Source organism: Ectopseudomonas alcaliphila, assembly GCF_900101755.1.
GTDB classification, from domain to species: Bacteria; Pseudomonadota; Gammaproteobacteria; order Pseudomonadales; family Pseudomonadaceae; genus Aquipseudomonas; species Aquipseudomonas alcaliphila.
The window spans coordinates 1,303,356-1,319,070 of the sequence record NZ_FNAE01000001.1 but is presented as its reverse complement, the minus strand read 5'-3'; the positions used below and the strand labels follow the sequence as shown (position 1 = coordinate 1,319,070).

The 15,715-nt window shown below is 58.4% G+C and carries 12 protein-coding genes and 1 pseudogene; 7 read left to right on the top strand and 6 right to left on the bottom strand.

The window, feature by feature from the left end; all coding sequences use genetic code 11:
- Window positions 1–31 precede the first annotated feature (31 nt).
- On the top strand, window positions 32–247 hold the full coding sequence (locus tag BLR77_RS06290) for a hypothetical protein (protein WP_074676008.1): 216 nt from the start codon (window positions 32–34) through the stop codon (window positions 245–247).
- A 102-nt stretch (window positions 248–349) separates the two neighbouring features.
- Here the strand turns inward: BLR77_RS06290 and yacG are convergent, their stop codons facing one another.
- From yacG to pilB, 5 genes and pseudogenes are all read right to left on the bottom strand, one after another.
- On the bottom strand, window positions 350–544 hold the full coding sequence (yacG, locus tag BLR77_RS06285; RefSeq protein WP_074676006.1) for a DNA gyrase inhibitor YacG: 195 nt from the start codon (window positions 542–544) through the stop codon (window positions 350–352).
- Window positions 541–1,149: a dephospho-CoA kinase gene (coaE, locus tag BLR77_RS06280; protein WP_074676004.1), complete on the bottom strand. Its 609-nt coding sequence runs from the start codon at window positions 1,147–1,149 to the stop codon at window positions 541–543. The genes yacG and coaE overlap by 4 nt, the downstream gene beginning before the upstream one ends.
- Window positions 1,150–1,327: 178 nt before the next feature.
- Window positions 1,328–2,197: a prepilin peptidase gene (locus tag BLR77_RS06275; RefSeq protein WP_139202893.1), complete on the bottom strand. Its 870-nt coding sequence runs from the start codon at window positions 2,195–2,197 to the stop codon at window positions 1,328–1,330.
- Window positions 2,198–3,415 (bottom strand): type II secretion system F family protein, encoded by a 1,218-nt coding sequence (locus BLR77_RS06270; protein WP_074676002.1) that lies wholly within the window; start codon window positions 3,413–3,415, stop codon window positions 2,198–2,200.
- A 2-nt stretch (window positions 3,416–3,417) separates the two neighbouring features.
- A pseudogene (gene pilB, locus BLR77_RS06265) lies at window positions 3,418–5,122 on the bottom strand (type IV-A pilus assembly ATPase PilB).
- Window positions 5,123–5,345: 223 nt separating this feature from the next.
- Here pilB and BLR77_RS06260 point away from each other — a divergent pair.
- From BLR77_RS06260 to BLR77_RS06250, 3 genes are all read left to right on the top strand, one after another.
- Complete coding sequence (locus BLR77_RS06260) at window positions 5,346–5,819, top strand: pilin (protein ID WP_074676000.1); 474 nt, start codon at window positions 5,346–5,348, stop codon at window positions 5,817–5,819.
- A gap of 173 nt (window positions 5,820–5,992) precedes the next feature.
- Window positions 5,993–9,031 (top strand): fused MFS/spermidine synthase, encoded by a 3,039-nt coding sequence (locus BLR77_RS06255; protein ID WP_074675999.1) that lies wholly within the window; start codon window positions 5,993–5,995, stop codon window positions 9,029–9,031.
- Window positions 9,032–9,709: 678 nt separating this feature from the next.
- Entirely contained in the window at window positions 9,710–10,144 is a 435-nt protein-coding gene (locus BLR77_RS06250; RefSeq protein WP_139202891.1) for a pilin, read from the top strand.
- Between the two features lie 79 nt (window positions 10,145–10,223).
- Here BLR77_RS06250 and nadC read toward each other — a convergent pair whose 3' ends face one another.
- Window positions 10,224–11,072: a carboxylating nicotinate-nucleotide diphosphorylase gene (gene nadC / locus BLR77_RS06245; protein WP_074675997.1), complete on the bottom strand. Its 849-nt coding sequence runs from the start codon at window positions 11,070–11,072 to the stop codon at window positions 10,224–10,226.
- A 415-nt stretch (window positions 11,073–11,487) separates the two neighbouring features.
- On the opposite strand from nadC, the gene BLR77_RS06240 reads away from it, so the two are divergent.
- From BLR77_RS06240 to ampE, 3 genes are all read left to right on the top strand, one after another.
- Complete coding sequence (locus BLR77_RS06240; RefSeq protein ID WP_074675995.1) at window positions 11,488–13,788, top strand: DUF1631 domain-containing protein; 2,301 nt, start codon at window positions 11,488–11,490, stop codon at window positions 13,786–13,788.
- 378 nt (window positions 13,789–14,166) lie between these two features.
- Entirely contained in the window at window positions 14,167–14,718 is a 552-nt protein-coding gene (gene ampD / locus BLR77_RS06235) for a 1,6-anhydro-N-acetylmuramyl-L-alanine amidase AmpD (RefSeq protein WP_074675993.1), read from the top strand.
- A gap of 2 nt (window positions 14,719–14,720) precedes the next feature.
- Window positions 14,721–15,554 carry a regulatory signaling modulator protein AmpE gene (gene ampE, locus BLR77_RS06230; protein ID WP_074675991.1) on the top strand — a complete coding sequence of 278 codons (834 nt, stop codon included), beginning with the start codon at window positions 14,721–14,723 and terminating at the stop codon, window positions 15,552–15,554.
- Window positions 15,555–15,715 lie beyond the last annotated feature (161 nt).

Genomic DNA, 15,715 nt, shown 5'->3' with positions numbered 1-15,715 from the left:
GCTGTGAAAAACGCTTCCGAGGGACTTGAGCATGAGTATTCACAGCTGGGCCAGAAGCGCTCTGCACGATGATTTGCGCGACGCCGAAGCACAGGGTTTCGAGCGCCTGATGGTATTGCGTGCGCTGCTGGCGGAAATCGTGCAGCAGAACAAGGCGCTGCGCGACGCTCAGGAGTTGGCCAGCGAACTGCAGTTTCTCGCCGACAACCTCGACGATGATCGCGATTACGCTTTCATGCGTCCCTGAGGTTCCCGCGATTGTGCTTATGCAGAAGTCGCGCCCCGCAGCGAATGGCGTGGGGCTTAATCCCAAAGCTTAGCCTTGGGACGGGGCTCTACAGGGGGTAGATCAATGCGGTCGCGTCGGCAGCTCGCCGCTGAACATCTCGTCTTCCAGGTCATTGCCGGGAATCGCATGCTCTTCGGCGGCCCAGGCGCCTAGATCGATCAGCTTGCAGCGCTCGCAGCAGAAAGGGCGGTAGATATTCTCGGCTTTCCACTCGACGGGTGCACTACAGGTGGGACATTGGACGGTAGTGATCATGGCTGGCCTCCACGCAGGGTCAGATAGAAGTTGTGCAGGCGCTCGACCTCCGCGTCCAGCCAGGCCCTGTCGCGGTCATTAACCAGCACGTCGTGGGCATGACGCAGACGCTCTTCGCGGCTGGCCTGAGCCTGCATGATGGCGCGAACCTGTTCCTCCGAACTCTGGTCGCGCTCGATGGTGCGTTGGACCTGCAACTCGGTAGGCGTGTCGACGACCAATATGCGTTGGGTCATCTGCCGCTGGCCGGACTCGACCAGTAGTGGCGACACCAGAATTGCATAGGGCGATTCTGCGCGCGCCAGCACCTGAACGATCTCCTGGCCGATCAGCGGATGCAGCAGACTTTCCAGCCAACGGCGCTGCTCGGGGGCGGCAAATATCAGCTTGCGCAGTGCGGCGCGGTCCAGCTCACCATTGGCTTGGAGTACGCCTGCACCGAAGTGCTCGACGATCTTGGCCAGCGCGGGACGTCCCGGTTCGACTACCCAGCGCGCCGCATGATCGGCGTCCACCACGTGCACACCGCGCTCGATAAAGCCTTGCGCTACCGCGCTCTTGCCGCTGCCAATGCCGCCAGTCAGGCCGAGTATCCAGGGTTTCATAACGCCAATGCGGTCTCGTTACTGCTCAAGGCCGCGATTGTAGGGGGGATTTCGATGTGATGCGAACTGGCGTGCGTCGCGAGTCGTCATCCCCGCGAAGGCGGGGACCCAGATTGACGAGTCACGACAACTCCTGGGCTTCCGCCTTCGCGAGAGTGAAGGGGTTCGCTGGGTTGCTTCAAAACCCAGCGAACTTCAGATAACTGCCGGTAATCACATCACCCCACAGCAGGGCGATCCACCCGGCAATCGCCAGATAGGGGCCGAAGGGAATAGGTGTGCCGGAATCGCTGCCACGCAGGCGCAGCATAATTACCCCCAGCACCGCCCCGACCAGCGACGACAGCAGAATGGTCAGCGGCAGGATCTGCCAGCCACCCCAGGCGCCGAGCATGGCTAGTAGCTTGAAGTCACCGTAACCCATGCCCTCTTTGCCGGTGATCAGCTTGAACAGCCAGTACACCGACCACAGGCTCAGATAACCGGCAATCGCCCCCCACAGAGCATCTTCCAGGCTGGTGAACAGTCCGAAGTAATTGACGATCAAGCCCAGCCATAGCAGCGGCAGCACCAGTACATCCGGCAGGATCTGGTGATCGGCATCGATCAAACTCATCGCCAGCAGCCCCCAGGCCAGCACCAGCATCGCCCCGGCTTGCCAGGTAAAACCGAAATGCCAGGCGACGTAAGCGGAAAGCAGCCCGCAGGCCAGTTCGACTATGGGGTAACGCTTGCTGATCGGGGTCTTGCAGTTCGAACACTTGCCGCGCAGGAACAGATAGCTGATGACCGGGATGTTCTCCCAGGGGCGAATCTCATGGCCGCATTGCGGGCAGCAGGAGTTGGGCAGGATCAGGTTGAAGGTTTCTGCTGCTGGTGCAGGAGGCAGCGCCAATACTTCCCGTGCCTGGCTTTGCCAATCACGTTGCAGCATCACGGGTAGGCGATAGATCACTACATTGAGGAAGCTGCCGACCAAAAGGCCCAGCAGCAGAGCACACAAAACAAAGGCCAGCACATGGCTGGCCAGAAAAACGATCACGAGCATCTAGACCACGGCGCCCAGCTGGAAGATAGGCAGGTACATGGCGATGATCAGGCCGCCGACCAGTACGCCCAGTACCGACATGATGATGGGTTCCATCAGGCTGGTGAGGCCGTCGACCATGTTGTCGACCTCCTCTTCGTAAAAGCTGGCGACTTTATCCAGCATCTCATCCAATGAGCCGGACTCTTCACCAATGGCAGTCATTTGTATTGCCATCGACGGGAAGGTGCCCGTGGTGCGCATTGAAAAATTCAGTTGCATGCCAGTGGATACATCTGCCTTGATCTTATTAGTTGCGTTCTTGAACACCACGTTGCCGGTGGCGCCGGATACCGAGTCCAAGGCGTCTACCAAGGGCACGCCGGCTGCGAAAGTGGTTGACAGGGTGCGGGCAAAACGAGCTACGGCGGACTTATACAAAATGTCCCCTACTATCGGTAGCTTCAGAACTCCGCGGTCAACCGCATCCCTGAACTTTTGCGAACGCTTAAGGCCTTCCTTGAAGGAGAAACTGACCGCCAGCAGAACGACCAGTACAACAAACCACCATGACTGAAGCGCTTGTGAAATGCCGATAACCATTTGTGTAAAGGCTGGTAGTTCGGCTCCAAAACTGGAAAAAACAGATTCGAATTGCGGAACTACCTTGATCAGCAAAATTGCAGAAACGATAACTGCCACCACGATTACCGCGATGGGGTAATTCATCGCTTTCTTGATCTTGGCCTTTAGCGCTTCGGTCTTTTCCTTATAGGTAGCAATTCGGTCCAGCAAGTTTTCCAGGGCACCGGCCTGTTCGCCGGATTCAACCAGGTTGCAGTACAGCTCATCGAAGTATTCTGGCTTTTTGCGCAACGAGGTGGCAAAGCTGTTGCCCGCTGCCACTTCTTGTTTAATTTCGTCGACCAGCTTGCGCATGTTGGGGTTGTCGAAGCCTTCGGAGATGATGTCGAAAGACTGTAGTAGCGGCACCCCAGCTTTCATCATGGTCGCCATCTGTCTAGTGAACAGGGCGATATCCATGGGCTTGATCTTTTTGCCCTTGCCAAAGGATAGAGAAGACTCCTTGCGTACTTTGGTCGGGTTGATGCCCTGCTTGCGCAGTTGTGCCTTGACCAGTGCGGGGTTTTGCCCATTGATCACGCCGGAGACGACCGCGCCGCGTCTGTCTTTGCCTTCCCATTTGAATGCGCTGGTTTTTAAAGCTTTTTCGGCCATGGTTAGTCCTTGGTCACGCGGTTGACTTCCTCAAGGCTGGTAACCCCTTGCATGGCCTTGAGCAAAGCGGAGGTGCGTAGGTCATTAAAGCCGTCTTTACGCATCTGCGTGGCAATATCGATTGAGTTGCCTTCTTCCATGATAATCCGCTGTAGGTTGGGCGTGTTTTTAACCACTTCATAAATACCGACACGTCCTTTGTAACCGCCCTTGCAGTTTTCACAGCCCACCGGGCCATAAATCTTGAAGGTGCCGATCTTGTCCTCGGGGAAGCCTTCGGCCAGCAGGGTTTCGCGCGGTACGTTGACTTCCTTCTTGCAGCTGCTGCACAGCTTGCGCGCCAGGCGCTGGGCGATGATCAGGTTGACCGAGGTGGCGATGTTGAACGATGGCACGCCCATATTGCGCAGGCGGGTCAGAGTTTCCGCAGCGCTATTGGTGTGCAGCGTCGACATCACCATGTGCCCGGTCTGCGCGGCCTTGACGGCAATGGATGCCGTGTCCAGATCGCGGATCTCACCGACCATGATGATGTCCGGGTCCTGACGCAGGAAGGCACGCAGCGCTTGGGTGAAGTCCATGCCCTGTTTGGGGTTGACGTTGACCTGGTTGATGCCCTCCAGGTTGATCTCCACCGGGTCTTCCGCGGTGGAGATATTCACATCAGGCGTATTGAGGATGTTCAGGCCGGTATAGAGCGATACGGTTTTGCCCGAGCCAGTGGGGCCAGTGACCAGGATCATGCCTTGTGGTTGCTTGAGGGCGGACATATAAAGCTCTTTCTGTTCCTCCTCGTAACCCAGAGCATCAATGCCCATTTGCGCGCTGGTAGGGTCGAGAATCCGCATCACGATCTTCTCGCCCCAGAGTGTGGGTAGGGTGTTGACGCGGAAATCGATGGCCTTGGTCTTGGAAATTTTCATCTTGATCCGGCCGTCCTGGGGCTTGCGCCGCTCGGAGATATCCAGTGCGGCCATGACCTTGAGGCGGGCGGAAATTCTTGGGGCGAGCTGAATGGGGGGGGCGCGCCGCCTCATGCAGAATGCCGTCGGTACGAAAGCGGACGCGATAGTTCTTTTCGTAAGGTTCGAAGTGCAGGTCCGATGAGCCGCCCTTGATGGCATCCAGCAGCATCTTGTTGACGAAGCGCACTACTGGCGCATCGTCAGCATCGGCGCCGCCGTCACCAGTGGGCTTGTCATCGTCCACCGCCTCGACATCCAGCCCATCGAGGTCGACATCGGCCAGATCTTCCATGCCGCTGTTGGCTGAGTCGAAGAACTTGTCGATGGCATCGCCGAGTTTGTCGTCCTCGACCAAAATTGCTTCTGTGGTCAGGCCAGTGCTGAACTGTACGTCGGTGACGGCCTGGTGGTTGGAAGGGTCGGATAGACCGACGAACAGCTTGTTACCGCGACGCCATAGTGGCAGCACGCGATGCTGGCGTACCAGTTTCTCGCTGACCAGATCCTTGGGTTGACCTTCCTTGTCGATGCTATTGAGGTCAAAGAACGCCACACCGAATTGCTCGGCGGCCAGTTCGGCCAGGGCGCGGCTCTTCACCAGCTTGTTCTGCACCAGGTAAGTCACCAGCGACAGCTTGTTGCGCTGCGCCTGAAGTTGCGCCTGCTGAGCGGCTTTTTCGTCCAGCAGCTCGGCCAACACCATCTGCTTGGCCAGGCCGGAGAGGGATACGCTTTCGTTCATCGGGGGCTCCACACACAATGCCTGCCTTATAGCCTAGATGCTGGCGCCTGCCAAACCACGTTTTGCGGGGTGACAAAAAGGGTCAGTTAGTGCTCAAGTGGGTGTGGTGTGTGCGGGGGGAGCATTATCACCGGCGCCATTTGGCCGGCTTTGAAGGTTGGCACGCGTTCTGCTTTGTCATGCTCAGGTCGTTGGACCTGTTCATTTCTAGGAGAGTTAACGAATGAAAGCTCAAATGCAAAAGGGTTTCACCCTGATCGAACTGATGATCGTAATTGCGATTATCGGCATCCTGGCCGCTGTTGCGATTCCGCAGTACCAGACCTACACCGCCAAGTCGCAGGTTTCCCGTGTGATGTCCGAGTCGGGTCAGCTGCGTACTGCCCTTGAGGCCTGCATCAATGATGGTCGTCTTACCGTCGGTAAGGCGGCTGGCCAGTGTGATCCGGGCGCTACCGGCTCCAACCTGATGCTCAATGGTAACGCCATGGTGACTGGTACTCCGGCTAAAGGTACCGGTACTCCTACTGTGCCTGGCAAGCTGGATACTAAAAGCACTATCAAGGCTGAGTTCGGTAACAACGCTGCTGCAGTGCTGACCGGCAAAGTCCTGACCTGGACTCGTACTGAAGACGGCTCCTGGACTTGCTCCACTGACGTCGAGGAGAACTTCCGTCCGAATGGTTGCACCCTGTAATTGTTTATCCTGATCTGGACTATTCCAGGTCAGGGCTAGGAAAAGCCCCGGCGTGTCGGGGCTTTTTCATGTCCAGTTGTTGCTGGAATATTTGTTTCTTAGGGTTCTGCTGGTGGCCAGGTTTGTATTGAAGGTGGCCGGGGCTTAACCCTGTGTTTTGGAAGGGGCGCTGGGTGAGCAAGGTATCATCTTCACGGTTATACAGCCTGTTGGCGGTATTCATTTTGTCCGGCTTCGCCGGGCTGATCTACCAATCCATCTGGTCGCATTATCTCGGATTGTTTCTGGGGCATGCGGCCTATGCACAGGCCCTGGTGCTGGCCATCTTCATGGGGGGGATGGCGGCCGGGGCAGCCCTGGTGGCGCGTGCAGGTTCGCGCTGGGGCAATCTGATCAGGCGTTATGCCGTCATCGAGGCGGTGATTGGTCTACTGGCCATGCTGTTTCACTGGGTTTTTGTAGGCATGCTCGGGCTGAGTTATGAGTTCATCATTCCTGCGCTGGGCAATGCAAGTTGGGTGAATCTGTACAAGTGGCTGTTGGCGGGGTTGTTGATTTTGCCGCAGACGCTCTTGCTGGGTATGACCTTCCCGCTGATGAGCGGTGGCATCATTCGTCGTTTTCCGGGGGCGGATGGGCATATATTGGGCAGCCTTTACTTCACCAATAGCATCGGTGCGGCTATCGGCGTGCTGTTCGCGGCCTTCCTTATTCTGCCGGCAATGGGGCTGCAGGGGGCGATGCTTTTGGCGGGGGGGCTGAACCTGCTGGTGGCGGCTCTGGCTTGGACCCTTGCTGGTGCCGATCAGTCGGCACCGACTGTCGCCGAGCCGAAAACTGCTATTGCTGGTTCGGGGGCATCTGGCGTCAATGGGCGCTTGCTCCGAATTGTGCTGTTGGGAACCTTCCTGTCTGGGGCTGCGTCATTCGCTTACGAGATCATCTGGATTCGTATGCTGAGCCTGGCGGTGGGCAGCACCCTGCATGCATTCGAGCTTATGCTGGCGGCCTTTATCGCAGGTATTGCCTTTGGCGGGTTGTGGGTCAGAAAACGTGCAGACAGTGCTCGTGACCCTCTGCGCCTGGTCGGTTGGCTGCAGATTGCAATGGGCCTTGCGGCGCTGGTGTCGCTGATTTTCTATGCTAACTCCTTTGGCTGGGTTGGCTTCCTGATGGCGGCGCTTACCCATAGCGACGGTGGCTATGCATTTTTCAATCTGGGTACGGGGCTGATCGCTGTACTGATCATGATGCCAGCGGCGTTCTTTGCCGGCACAACACTGCCGTTGTTTACTGTGGTGCTGTTGCGTGATGGTCAGGGCGAAGCTTCCATTGGGCGTGTCTATGCCTGGAATACTCTTGGGGCGATTTTGGGCGTGTTCGCCGCCATCCATCTGTTGATTCCCGTGCTTGGCTTGAAGATGGCGCTGGTGTTTTCAGCCATGGTGGATATGGTGATTGGCTTGGCTCTGCTGCGCCTCAGAACCTTCGATAGCCGTGATTTTGCCGTGTTCGCTGGTGCCGCCGGCTGCGTCGCTCTGGCAGTTTCTCTTATCGTTTCACAAGTGCCTTTTGATCCGCTGCGCCTGAGTTCCGGGGTCTATCGCTCAGGTCAGGCCAGCCTGGCAAAAGATACGGAAATAGCCTTCTATCAAGACGGCAAGACAGCCAGCGTTGCTGCCACGAATCACAATAGTATTGGTGTGGCAGCCATTGCGACTAACGGCAAGGTGGATGCTGCTATCCGTATGGGGGAGGGCGATGCCACTTCGGACGAGCCGACCATGGTGCTCGCCGCGGCGATCCCCATGGCTTATGTGTCGGATCTGAAAAGTGCAGGCGTGATTGGCTTTGGCTCCGGTCTGACCACTCACACACTGCTTGCCGACCGGCGCGTTCAGCGTGTTGATACCATTGAGATCGAGGCGCAGATGGTGGCAGGTGCGCAAATATTTGGTCATCGGGTGGCGCGCGCCTATTCCGATCCGCGTTCCAATATCATTATCGATGATGCCAAAAGCTACTTTGCTGGCCAGCAGCATCGTTATGATCTGATCGTTTCTGAGCCATCCAACCCCTGGATTAGCGGAGTTGGGGCGCTGTTCTCCAGGGAGTTCTACGAGTTCGTGCCGCAGTTCCTTTCGGACGACGGCGTGTTCGTGCAGTGGCTGCAATTGTATGAAATCGATGAGAAGTTAGTAGGTTCCGTGTTGAATGCCCTGGCCCCTGCTTTCCAGGATTATCACGCCTATTTGTCGAACAGTGCCGATCTCTTGATCGTCGCGAGTAATAAGCCGCTTTCCGAGCAGCCTGACTTTCAGAAGCTTTTTAGCGGGGAGCTGAAGGGGGACCTGCAGGCCGTGGGAATGAGTCACCCTGATCAGCTTCGTTTCCGCAAGGTGGCGGATGCTCAGATGATCCGGGCGTTGGCTCGTTTGTATGCAGGGCCGGTGAACAGTGATTACTACCCGGTTTTGAGCCTGAATGCACCGCGTACTCGCTTCAAAAAACAGTCCGCAGATCAGCTCATGGGAATTCCCGTGGCTAGCCTGCCGCTGTTGGAGTCTCTGGGAGTCAGCGGAGTGTTGGGCGCTAGCGCCGATATCGGTTTCGTAGGGCATTATCGGCGTGCGGACTTTACGGGGCAGGCCCGTGCAGCCAGGGCAGCACTTATGGGGGATGGGGCGGATATTGCCTATCGCCAGACTGTGGAGAGCATGTGGGAAATCAAGGGTGTGGCCGAGTGCGCGCAGCCTTGGACCCCCGTGCGCGAAGAGCTGGCGGTCAAGCACTTTCGGGTCTTGGTGGAGGCTACATTGGCATATATGGGGCCCGAGGAGCTGGAAGGTGTTTTGATTGATCCTTCCTGGCAGTCCTGCAACAACTTGCCAGCTGCATATACCGACCTTTTAAATATTGTGCGGTCAGCAGCGTTGCGGGATGACGCCAGGTTTGTAGAGCTGGCTGCCGAATGGTTTGAGTCAGTCGATAGCCGTCCAAAAATTTATAGCGATGAGTTCGATAAGGTTGTATTTGGCCTTTGGCAGCTTGCGTTGATAAAACTTGAACGGTATGACGAGGCCAAGCAGTTGGAAAGTGTACATGGAGCTCAGGTGCCTGCTTCAGGTTACTATGGGTTCATTCGCTCTTTGCTTCTGGCTTGGCTGGATGTCCATAACGATCAGGAACCTGATGGGCTGATGTCGAACTGAGGCCAGCCTGCCGAGATATTCCAGGCCCACGTTATGTGGGCCAATTTCTCCGTAGGTCGGGTATTGCAGGTTGGTTGAAAGCGTTCTGACGCAAGGGCAAGCCAGCACCCTTTAAGGTCTAGCCCATGTTAATCAGGGCGTTATGTCTCGTACCCAGAGCCGCTCAGATCGTTGGTCGTCCAGGTATGCTTGCGGCTTGGCGTCGTGAGCGGTGGTGTCAACGTTGATCATGAATTGCTACCGTTCCGCAATTGCCTGGTGACGGCTTTTCCTACCTTCATTTCGTCATGCGCGAGTCGCAGCGGTGTCTCGTGCAGAGCTGGCGATCAAGCAGCTATTGGGGTAGTTGCTGTGCGTGAAATGACCCGCTTGGTGTGCCTGGTATCTACGTGAGCTGCACCTTGATCCATACCAACACTATCTGCCTCGTCATCGAATCATAGGATAGTGGGCAGTATGTTGGGCAGTGCGTATTAATCTGCGCAAACACCGCCTTCATCTTCGGTTTGTACGGCTAGCTTTTCAGTTGGTCCGATTGGGCTGGCTTTTAAAATTTGCGGGTGGGATTAGCTGAAGTCTTTCGTTCTGCCTTGTCTCGGAGTTCTTGTTTGGCAACGCTTGGTTAATCGAGGGACTTGGCCTGGGGTTTGCTTAATAAGTGAAAACGGAGGAACGAACGTGAATTACAGTAGAGGCTTCACGCTTATAGAGCTGATGATCGTGGTTGCGATCATCAGCATTCTTGCAGCTATCGCTATTCCGCAATACCAGGAATATGTCGCTACCACTCAGGTGCGTAGGGCGCATGCCGAGGTAGCTGCCTACCGCGCTCCGGCGGAAGAGTTACTGGCGCGTGGGCAAATTCTCATAACTAATGCACAGTTGGGCTATACCCAATCGAATATCACTACAGTGGCAGCCGGTAATATCGCCAGTTTTCTGCTTGATGGTTCGGGAGTTATCGAAGTGACAATGGGCGGCAGTGTGAGCCCAGGAGTGGCAGGGGTGCGTATTTCTATGGTTCGTGCCCCTGGAGGTGCGTGGACATGTCAGGTGGATAGCTCGGCCGCTAGTGGCTGGAAGGGCACCTACATGCCCTGGGGTTGTCAGTAGTTTGAGCGTCTCAGAGGGTAGACCACCGTTTCAGTGGACTTCGCGTTGTCTATTCTTGAGTACCTGTGGCTAGTTGCATTTACAACGCCAACCGCATCGACAAGTCCACCGCCTTCACATCCTTGGTCAACGTTCCTAGCGAGATGTAGTCCACCCCCGTCTCGGCGATCACGCGCAAAGTGCTGTCGTTGATCCCGCCCGATGCTTCGAGCTTGGCGCGGCCGGCGGTGAGTCTTACGGCTTCGCGCATGTCGTCCAGTGACAGCTCGTCGAGCATGACGATATCGGCTCCCGCTTCCAGCGCTTCGCGCAGTTCTTCCAGGCTTTCCACTTCCACTTCCACCGGCTTGCCCGGGGCGATCTGGTGGGCGGTGTTGATGGCCTGGGCGATACCGCCGCAGGCGGCGATGTGGTTTTCCTTTATAAGGAAAGCGTCGTACAAACCGATGCGGTGGTTGTGGCAGCCGCCGCAGGTCACGGCGTACTTCTGCGCCAGGCGCAGGCCCGGTAGGGTCTTGCGGGTGTCCAGTAGCTTTACCTGAGTGCCTTCTACCAGGTCTGCATAGTGGCGGCAGCGGGTGGCGACGGCAGACAGGGTCTGCAGGAAGTTCAGGGCGCTGCGCTCGCCGCTGAGCAGGGCGCGTGCCGGGCCTTCGAGGCGGAACAGGGTCTGGTCGGCGCTGACTTTGTCGCCATCCTGTACCTGCCAATGCACCGCGACGCGCGGGTCGAGCTGGCGAAATACCGCATCGACCCAGGCGGTGCCGCAAATCACTGCCTCTTCACGGGTAATCACGCGGGCGCTGGCCAGGCGCTCGGCCGGAATCAGCTGGGCCGTGATGTCGCCGCTGCCAATGTCTTCGGCCAGGGCGCGGCGGACGTTGGCTTCGATTTCGCTGCTGAGGTCGGCGAGGGTCAGGTTGGGCATGATCAGCTCCGGAATAGGCAAGCGGCGATTATAGAGGCAGGCAGGGGGAGGGCAATGGCCGATAAGGGTTGCGTCTATGGCCTGTGTGCGAAAGAAACCATGCACTTTGCCGCGCAGTGCGACTCTTACCTTGTGAGCCTGGGCCGACCGCCGGTGCAGCGCGCCGGGCTAGGTAGCTATACGCTGTAGTTGCGCCACGTCGGTCGTGCGTAAACGACCGTCTGGAAATGGCTGTGTGCTATCTGTGACCTGCATCATGTCTGCGTGAAAAATTGGCTTGGTATGGCGCGTAGCCTCCCTATAATGCCTTTACTTTTTCCATTATTGACGCCAGGCCTTTGACGTTACGGACGACGCTCGGTTGACGCTGTGCAGACCAGGAAGCTCGGGTTCGAGCAGTCTGCGGGAGACTAGAATGAAGACCGACGCGAACGTGGTGCACCTGAACAAGGCCACCGCAGAGCAATCGCCAACTTCGCCGGTAGGAAGACTGCCCGTGGCGCTGATTCAGGTGCGTGACAAAGCCGCGCAACAGCTCAAGCAGAACCTGCAGAGCCTGTTCGACAATGCCGACGATACCCTCTTCGAGATGGCGGATCGGGCGACCAGCAATGCCGAGCAGAATGCCTTCTTCGAGGCCATGCGCGACCTGCGCCTGAAGCGCAAGAACATCGAGCGCGGCTTTCTGCAGAAGGTGTTCGAGTCCTTCGCCAATCTCAACCAGTATGAAATCGGCAAGCCTCAGCCAGCGTTGGATGCGGTCTCGTTCGACAGCCTGAGCCTGGTGCAGAACGACGAGCTGGAAGAAACCGTGGCGCTGGACGCCATGGTGGCCAAGGTGATGAGCCGAGACGCTGTTGCGTTGGGCCATCTCACCACGCGCCTCAATGCGGTGATCAGCAAAAAGCTGGACGACAAGAGCAACCCGCTCGGTCCGACCCTGCTCAGTGAATATTTCCTCGACGCCTGTAGCAGCCTGGGTGTGGAGATCAAGGTCAAGCTGATCATCCTCAAGCTGTTCGAAAAGTACGTGCTCGGCAGCTGCGACATGCTTTACGCCGAGGCCAATCAGGTGCTGGTCAGTGCCGGTGTCTTGCCTGAGCTGAAGTCCGCGCCGCCGCGTCGTCAGCAGCGCCCGGCAGCTTCCACTTATGTCCAGTCGTCCGGTGAGGAAGGCATTCCCTTGCTCGAAGGCGCCGATCAGGGCGTGCAGGAAGTCTTCGGCGCACTGCAGGATCTGCTCTCACAAGTACGCGGTACGGCGATGCCGCGCCGGGCTCAGGCGACCGATGCACTGCCGATCACCAGCAATGACCTGATGCGTCTGCTGTCTCACATGCAGCAGCGTGCCCCGACGCAGGTCAACGTCGAGGATTTCGACCTTCGCGACCAGCTCGAACGATTGCTCGAGCGTGCCAGTGCCAAGAGTGGCAAGGCGCGGGTGGTTGGCGAAGTCGATGAAGACGTGATCAATCTGGTGTCGATGCTGTTCGAGTTCATTCTCGATGACCGCACCCTGCCAGATTCGCTCAAGGCACTGATTGGCCGTCTGCAGATCCCGATGCTCAAGGTCGCGGTACTGGACAAGACCTTCTTCAGCCGTGGCAGCCATCCGGCTCGCCGTTTGCTCAACGAAATCGCCTCAGCCGCGCTGGGTTGGGTCGACCAGGACGATGCGCAGCGTGACAGCCTCTATCAGAAGATCGAACAGGTGGTTCAGCGCCTGCTGAATGATTTCGTCGATGACCCGGCGATCTTCTCCGAGCTGCTGGCCGAGTTCATGGCGTTCACGGGCGATGAGCGTCGTCGCAGCGAACTGCTCGAGCAGCGTACCCGCGACGCCGAGGAAGGCAGCGCCAAGGCTGAGCTGGCTCGCCGCCAGGTCGAGCAAGCGTTGAATGAGCGTTTACTGGGCAAGACGCTGCCGGAAGTGGTGGTGCGGCTGCTGCAGGAAGCCTGGAGCAAGGTGCTGATGCTCACCTGCCTCAAGCATGGCGTGGCGTCGGATGAATGGCAGGCTGCGCTGCAGACCATGGATGACCTGGTCTGGAGCGTCGCCCCGCATGAAGATCCTGAAGCGCGTCTGCGTTTGCTGGAGTTGGTGCCCGGCTTGCTCAAGGCGCTGCGCGAAGGCATGGCCAGCGCAGCGTTTGATCCGTTCTCTACCAGCGAATTCTTCAGCCAATTGGAAGTGCTGCATGTGCAGGCCTTCCAGCGCTTCAAGCGCGCTGCCCCGGAAGCCGAGACGGCCGTTGCCGAGGATGCCGCGCACACCGAGCTGAGCGAAGCCGGCGTCGAGCTGCCGTTGCTGGAGCTGCCGGCGGCCGAAGAGGTCGAGGACGCCCCGGCGATGATCGAGGTGGTCGAAGAGATCATTCTGCTCGCGCCGGGCCAGACCCGTCCGCAGGAGCCGGACGTGGTGCTCCCGGACGACGACGAGGCGCTGCTGCAGGTAGACAGCCTGCGTGTGGGGAGCTGGGTGGAGATTCAGGAAGATGAGGAGCACAAGCTGCGCTGCAAGCTGGCGGCCATCATCAAGCCCACTGGCAAGTACGTGTTCGTCAATCGCACCGGCATGAAGGTGCTGGAGAAGACACGCAACGCGCTGGCGGTGGAGTTCCGCCGCAACGCTGTGCGCCTGCTTGACGATGCGCTGCTGTTCGACCGCGCCCTGGAGTCGGTCATCGGCAATCTGCGCAAGCTGAAGCACAGCTGATTCCTTGCCTGGGAGCGCTCCGCTCCTGGTAACGGCTTGGTCTGTAGGAGCCGCGCCCCGGGGCGAAGCTTTTTGATCGTGCGGCGTGCTCGATACCTATTCGCCGCGAGGCGCGGCTCCTGCAGAGCGTGATCCTCGTGGTGTTGTGAAAAACGTCATGCCTGCGACAGCAGCTTTATCGCTGAACAGCGCTTGCGCTGGCTGGGGAATAATCCAGAACCTGCGGTTCTCCTGGGCTCCCGCCTTCGCGGGAGTGACGATAAATGGGTTTTTCTGAGTTTCCCTCGATATTTCCCGCCTTTGCACATCCTGTTGCTGTCTCGCTCTTGGCCGTCCGGGTTGGCTGCTCTAGAGTGGTGGCACGTTCAGGAGTGCCACATGCAGCTCGACCCCTCAACTGGCTGGTTTCAGGGCATCCCTCACTGCCCGTCGCCCAACTTCAATGCTCGCCCCGGTGGCGAAATCTCCCTGCTGGTGGTGCACAACATCAGCCTGCCGCCTGGGCAGTTCGGTACCGGCAAGGTGCAGGCGTTCTTTCAGAACCGCTTGCCCACGCACGAGCATCCTTTCTTCGCTGAGATCGCATCCCTGCAGGTTTCCGCGCATTTCTTCATCGAGCGTGATGGTGGGCTGACGCAGTTCGTCTCCTGCCTGGATCGTGCCTGGCACGCCGGGGTTTCCTGGTTCGAGGGGCGCGACAACTGCAATGATTTTTCGCTAGGAGTTGAGCTGGAAGGGACAGATGATCTGCCCTATACCGATGCTCAGTACGCCAGGTTGGCCGAGCTGACGCGGCAGTTGCTGGACGCTTACCCCGCGCTGTCGACGCAGCGTATCCGTGGCCACAACGATATCGCGCCTGGGCGCAAGACAGACCCCGGGGCAGCGTTCGACTGGTCGCGTCTGCACGCCGAATTGAAGGAGAGGTAGCAATGAGTTTTCTGGTGATTCTGCTGGTGCTGTGGGTCGAGAAATTTTCCGCCTGGCGCCTGCGCATCCAGCAGGATGGCCCGTGGTTGGCGCAACTGCAGCGCCTGCAACAAGGCGGGCTGCAGCAGGCCCCGTGGCTGTGCCTGGCCATTCTGGTGCTGTTGCCGGTGTTGGGGCTGGGTCTGGTGTTGCTGATTCTCAAGCCGCTGGCGTACGGCTGGCTGGCGTTGCCGGTGCATTTACTGGTGCTGATCTACAGCCTGGGGCGTGGTGATCTGCTCGCGGCGTTGGGGCCGTTTCGCGATGCCTGGCGGCGCGGTGACGGTCAGGCGGCTTACCACGTGGCCGAGCGTGATCTGGCACTGCAGCCGGAAGAGGGTACCGAGCTGCTGCAGCAGGTTCAGGGTCATCTCCTATGGCAGGCCTATCAGAGCTTTTTCGCCGTTATCTTCTGGTATCTGCTGCTCGGCCCGATGGCGGCGCTGGCTTATCGCCTGTTGGCCTTGAGCGCTGAGCATGCGCAACAGCCAGCCCTGCGTGAGCGCGCCGTACAGCTGCGCCACGCCTTCGATTGGCTGCCGGCGCGGGTGCTGGCCTCCAGTTTCGCGCTGGTCGGCAACTTCGTCGCCGTCAGCCGCGCCTTGCTGCATGAGCTGCTGAGCTGGGACATTTCTGCTGCGCAGCTGGTGATCAAGGCCGGGCGTGCAGCGGGTGAGATGCCGCCGCCGGTGATGGGCGAGGAGGGCGTCGATACCCTCGATCAGCTGTGGCAGCTGCTGATTCGTGCAGCGGTGGTCTGGTACGCCGGTTACGCGGTGTGGGTGCTGTTCATCTAGCACTTTCCTTCATGCCCTGGCCGCTCTCTCTAGTGCGGGTGAAACCCGCCATCGTGCACCGAGGTGTATCGCCAGACCCTGACGAATTTTAGGTGCCGCGCCCCGTAGCGAATGACGGCGTACGGGGAACCTCACCTCCGCCCTGAATCGAGGTTCCTCCT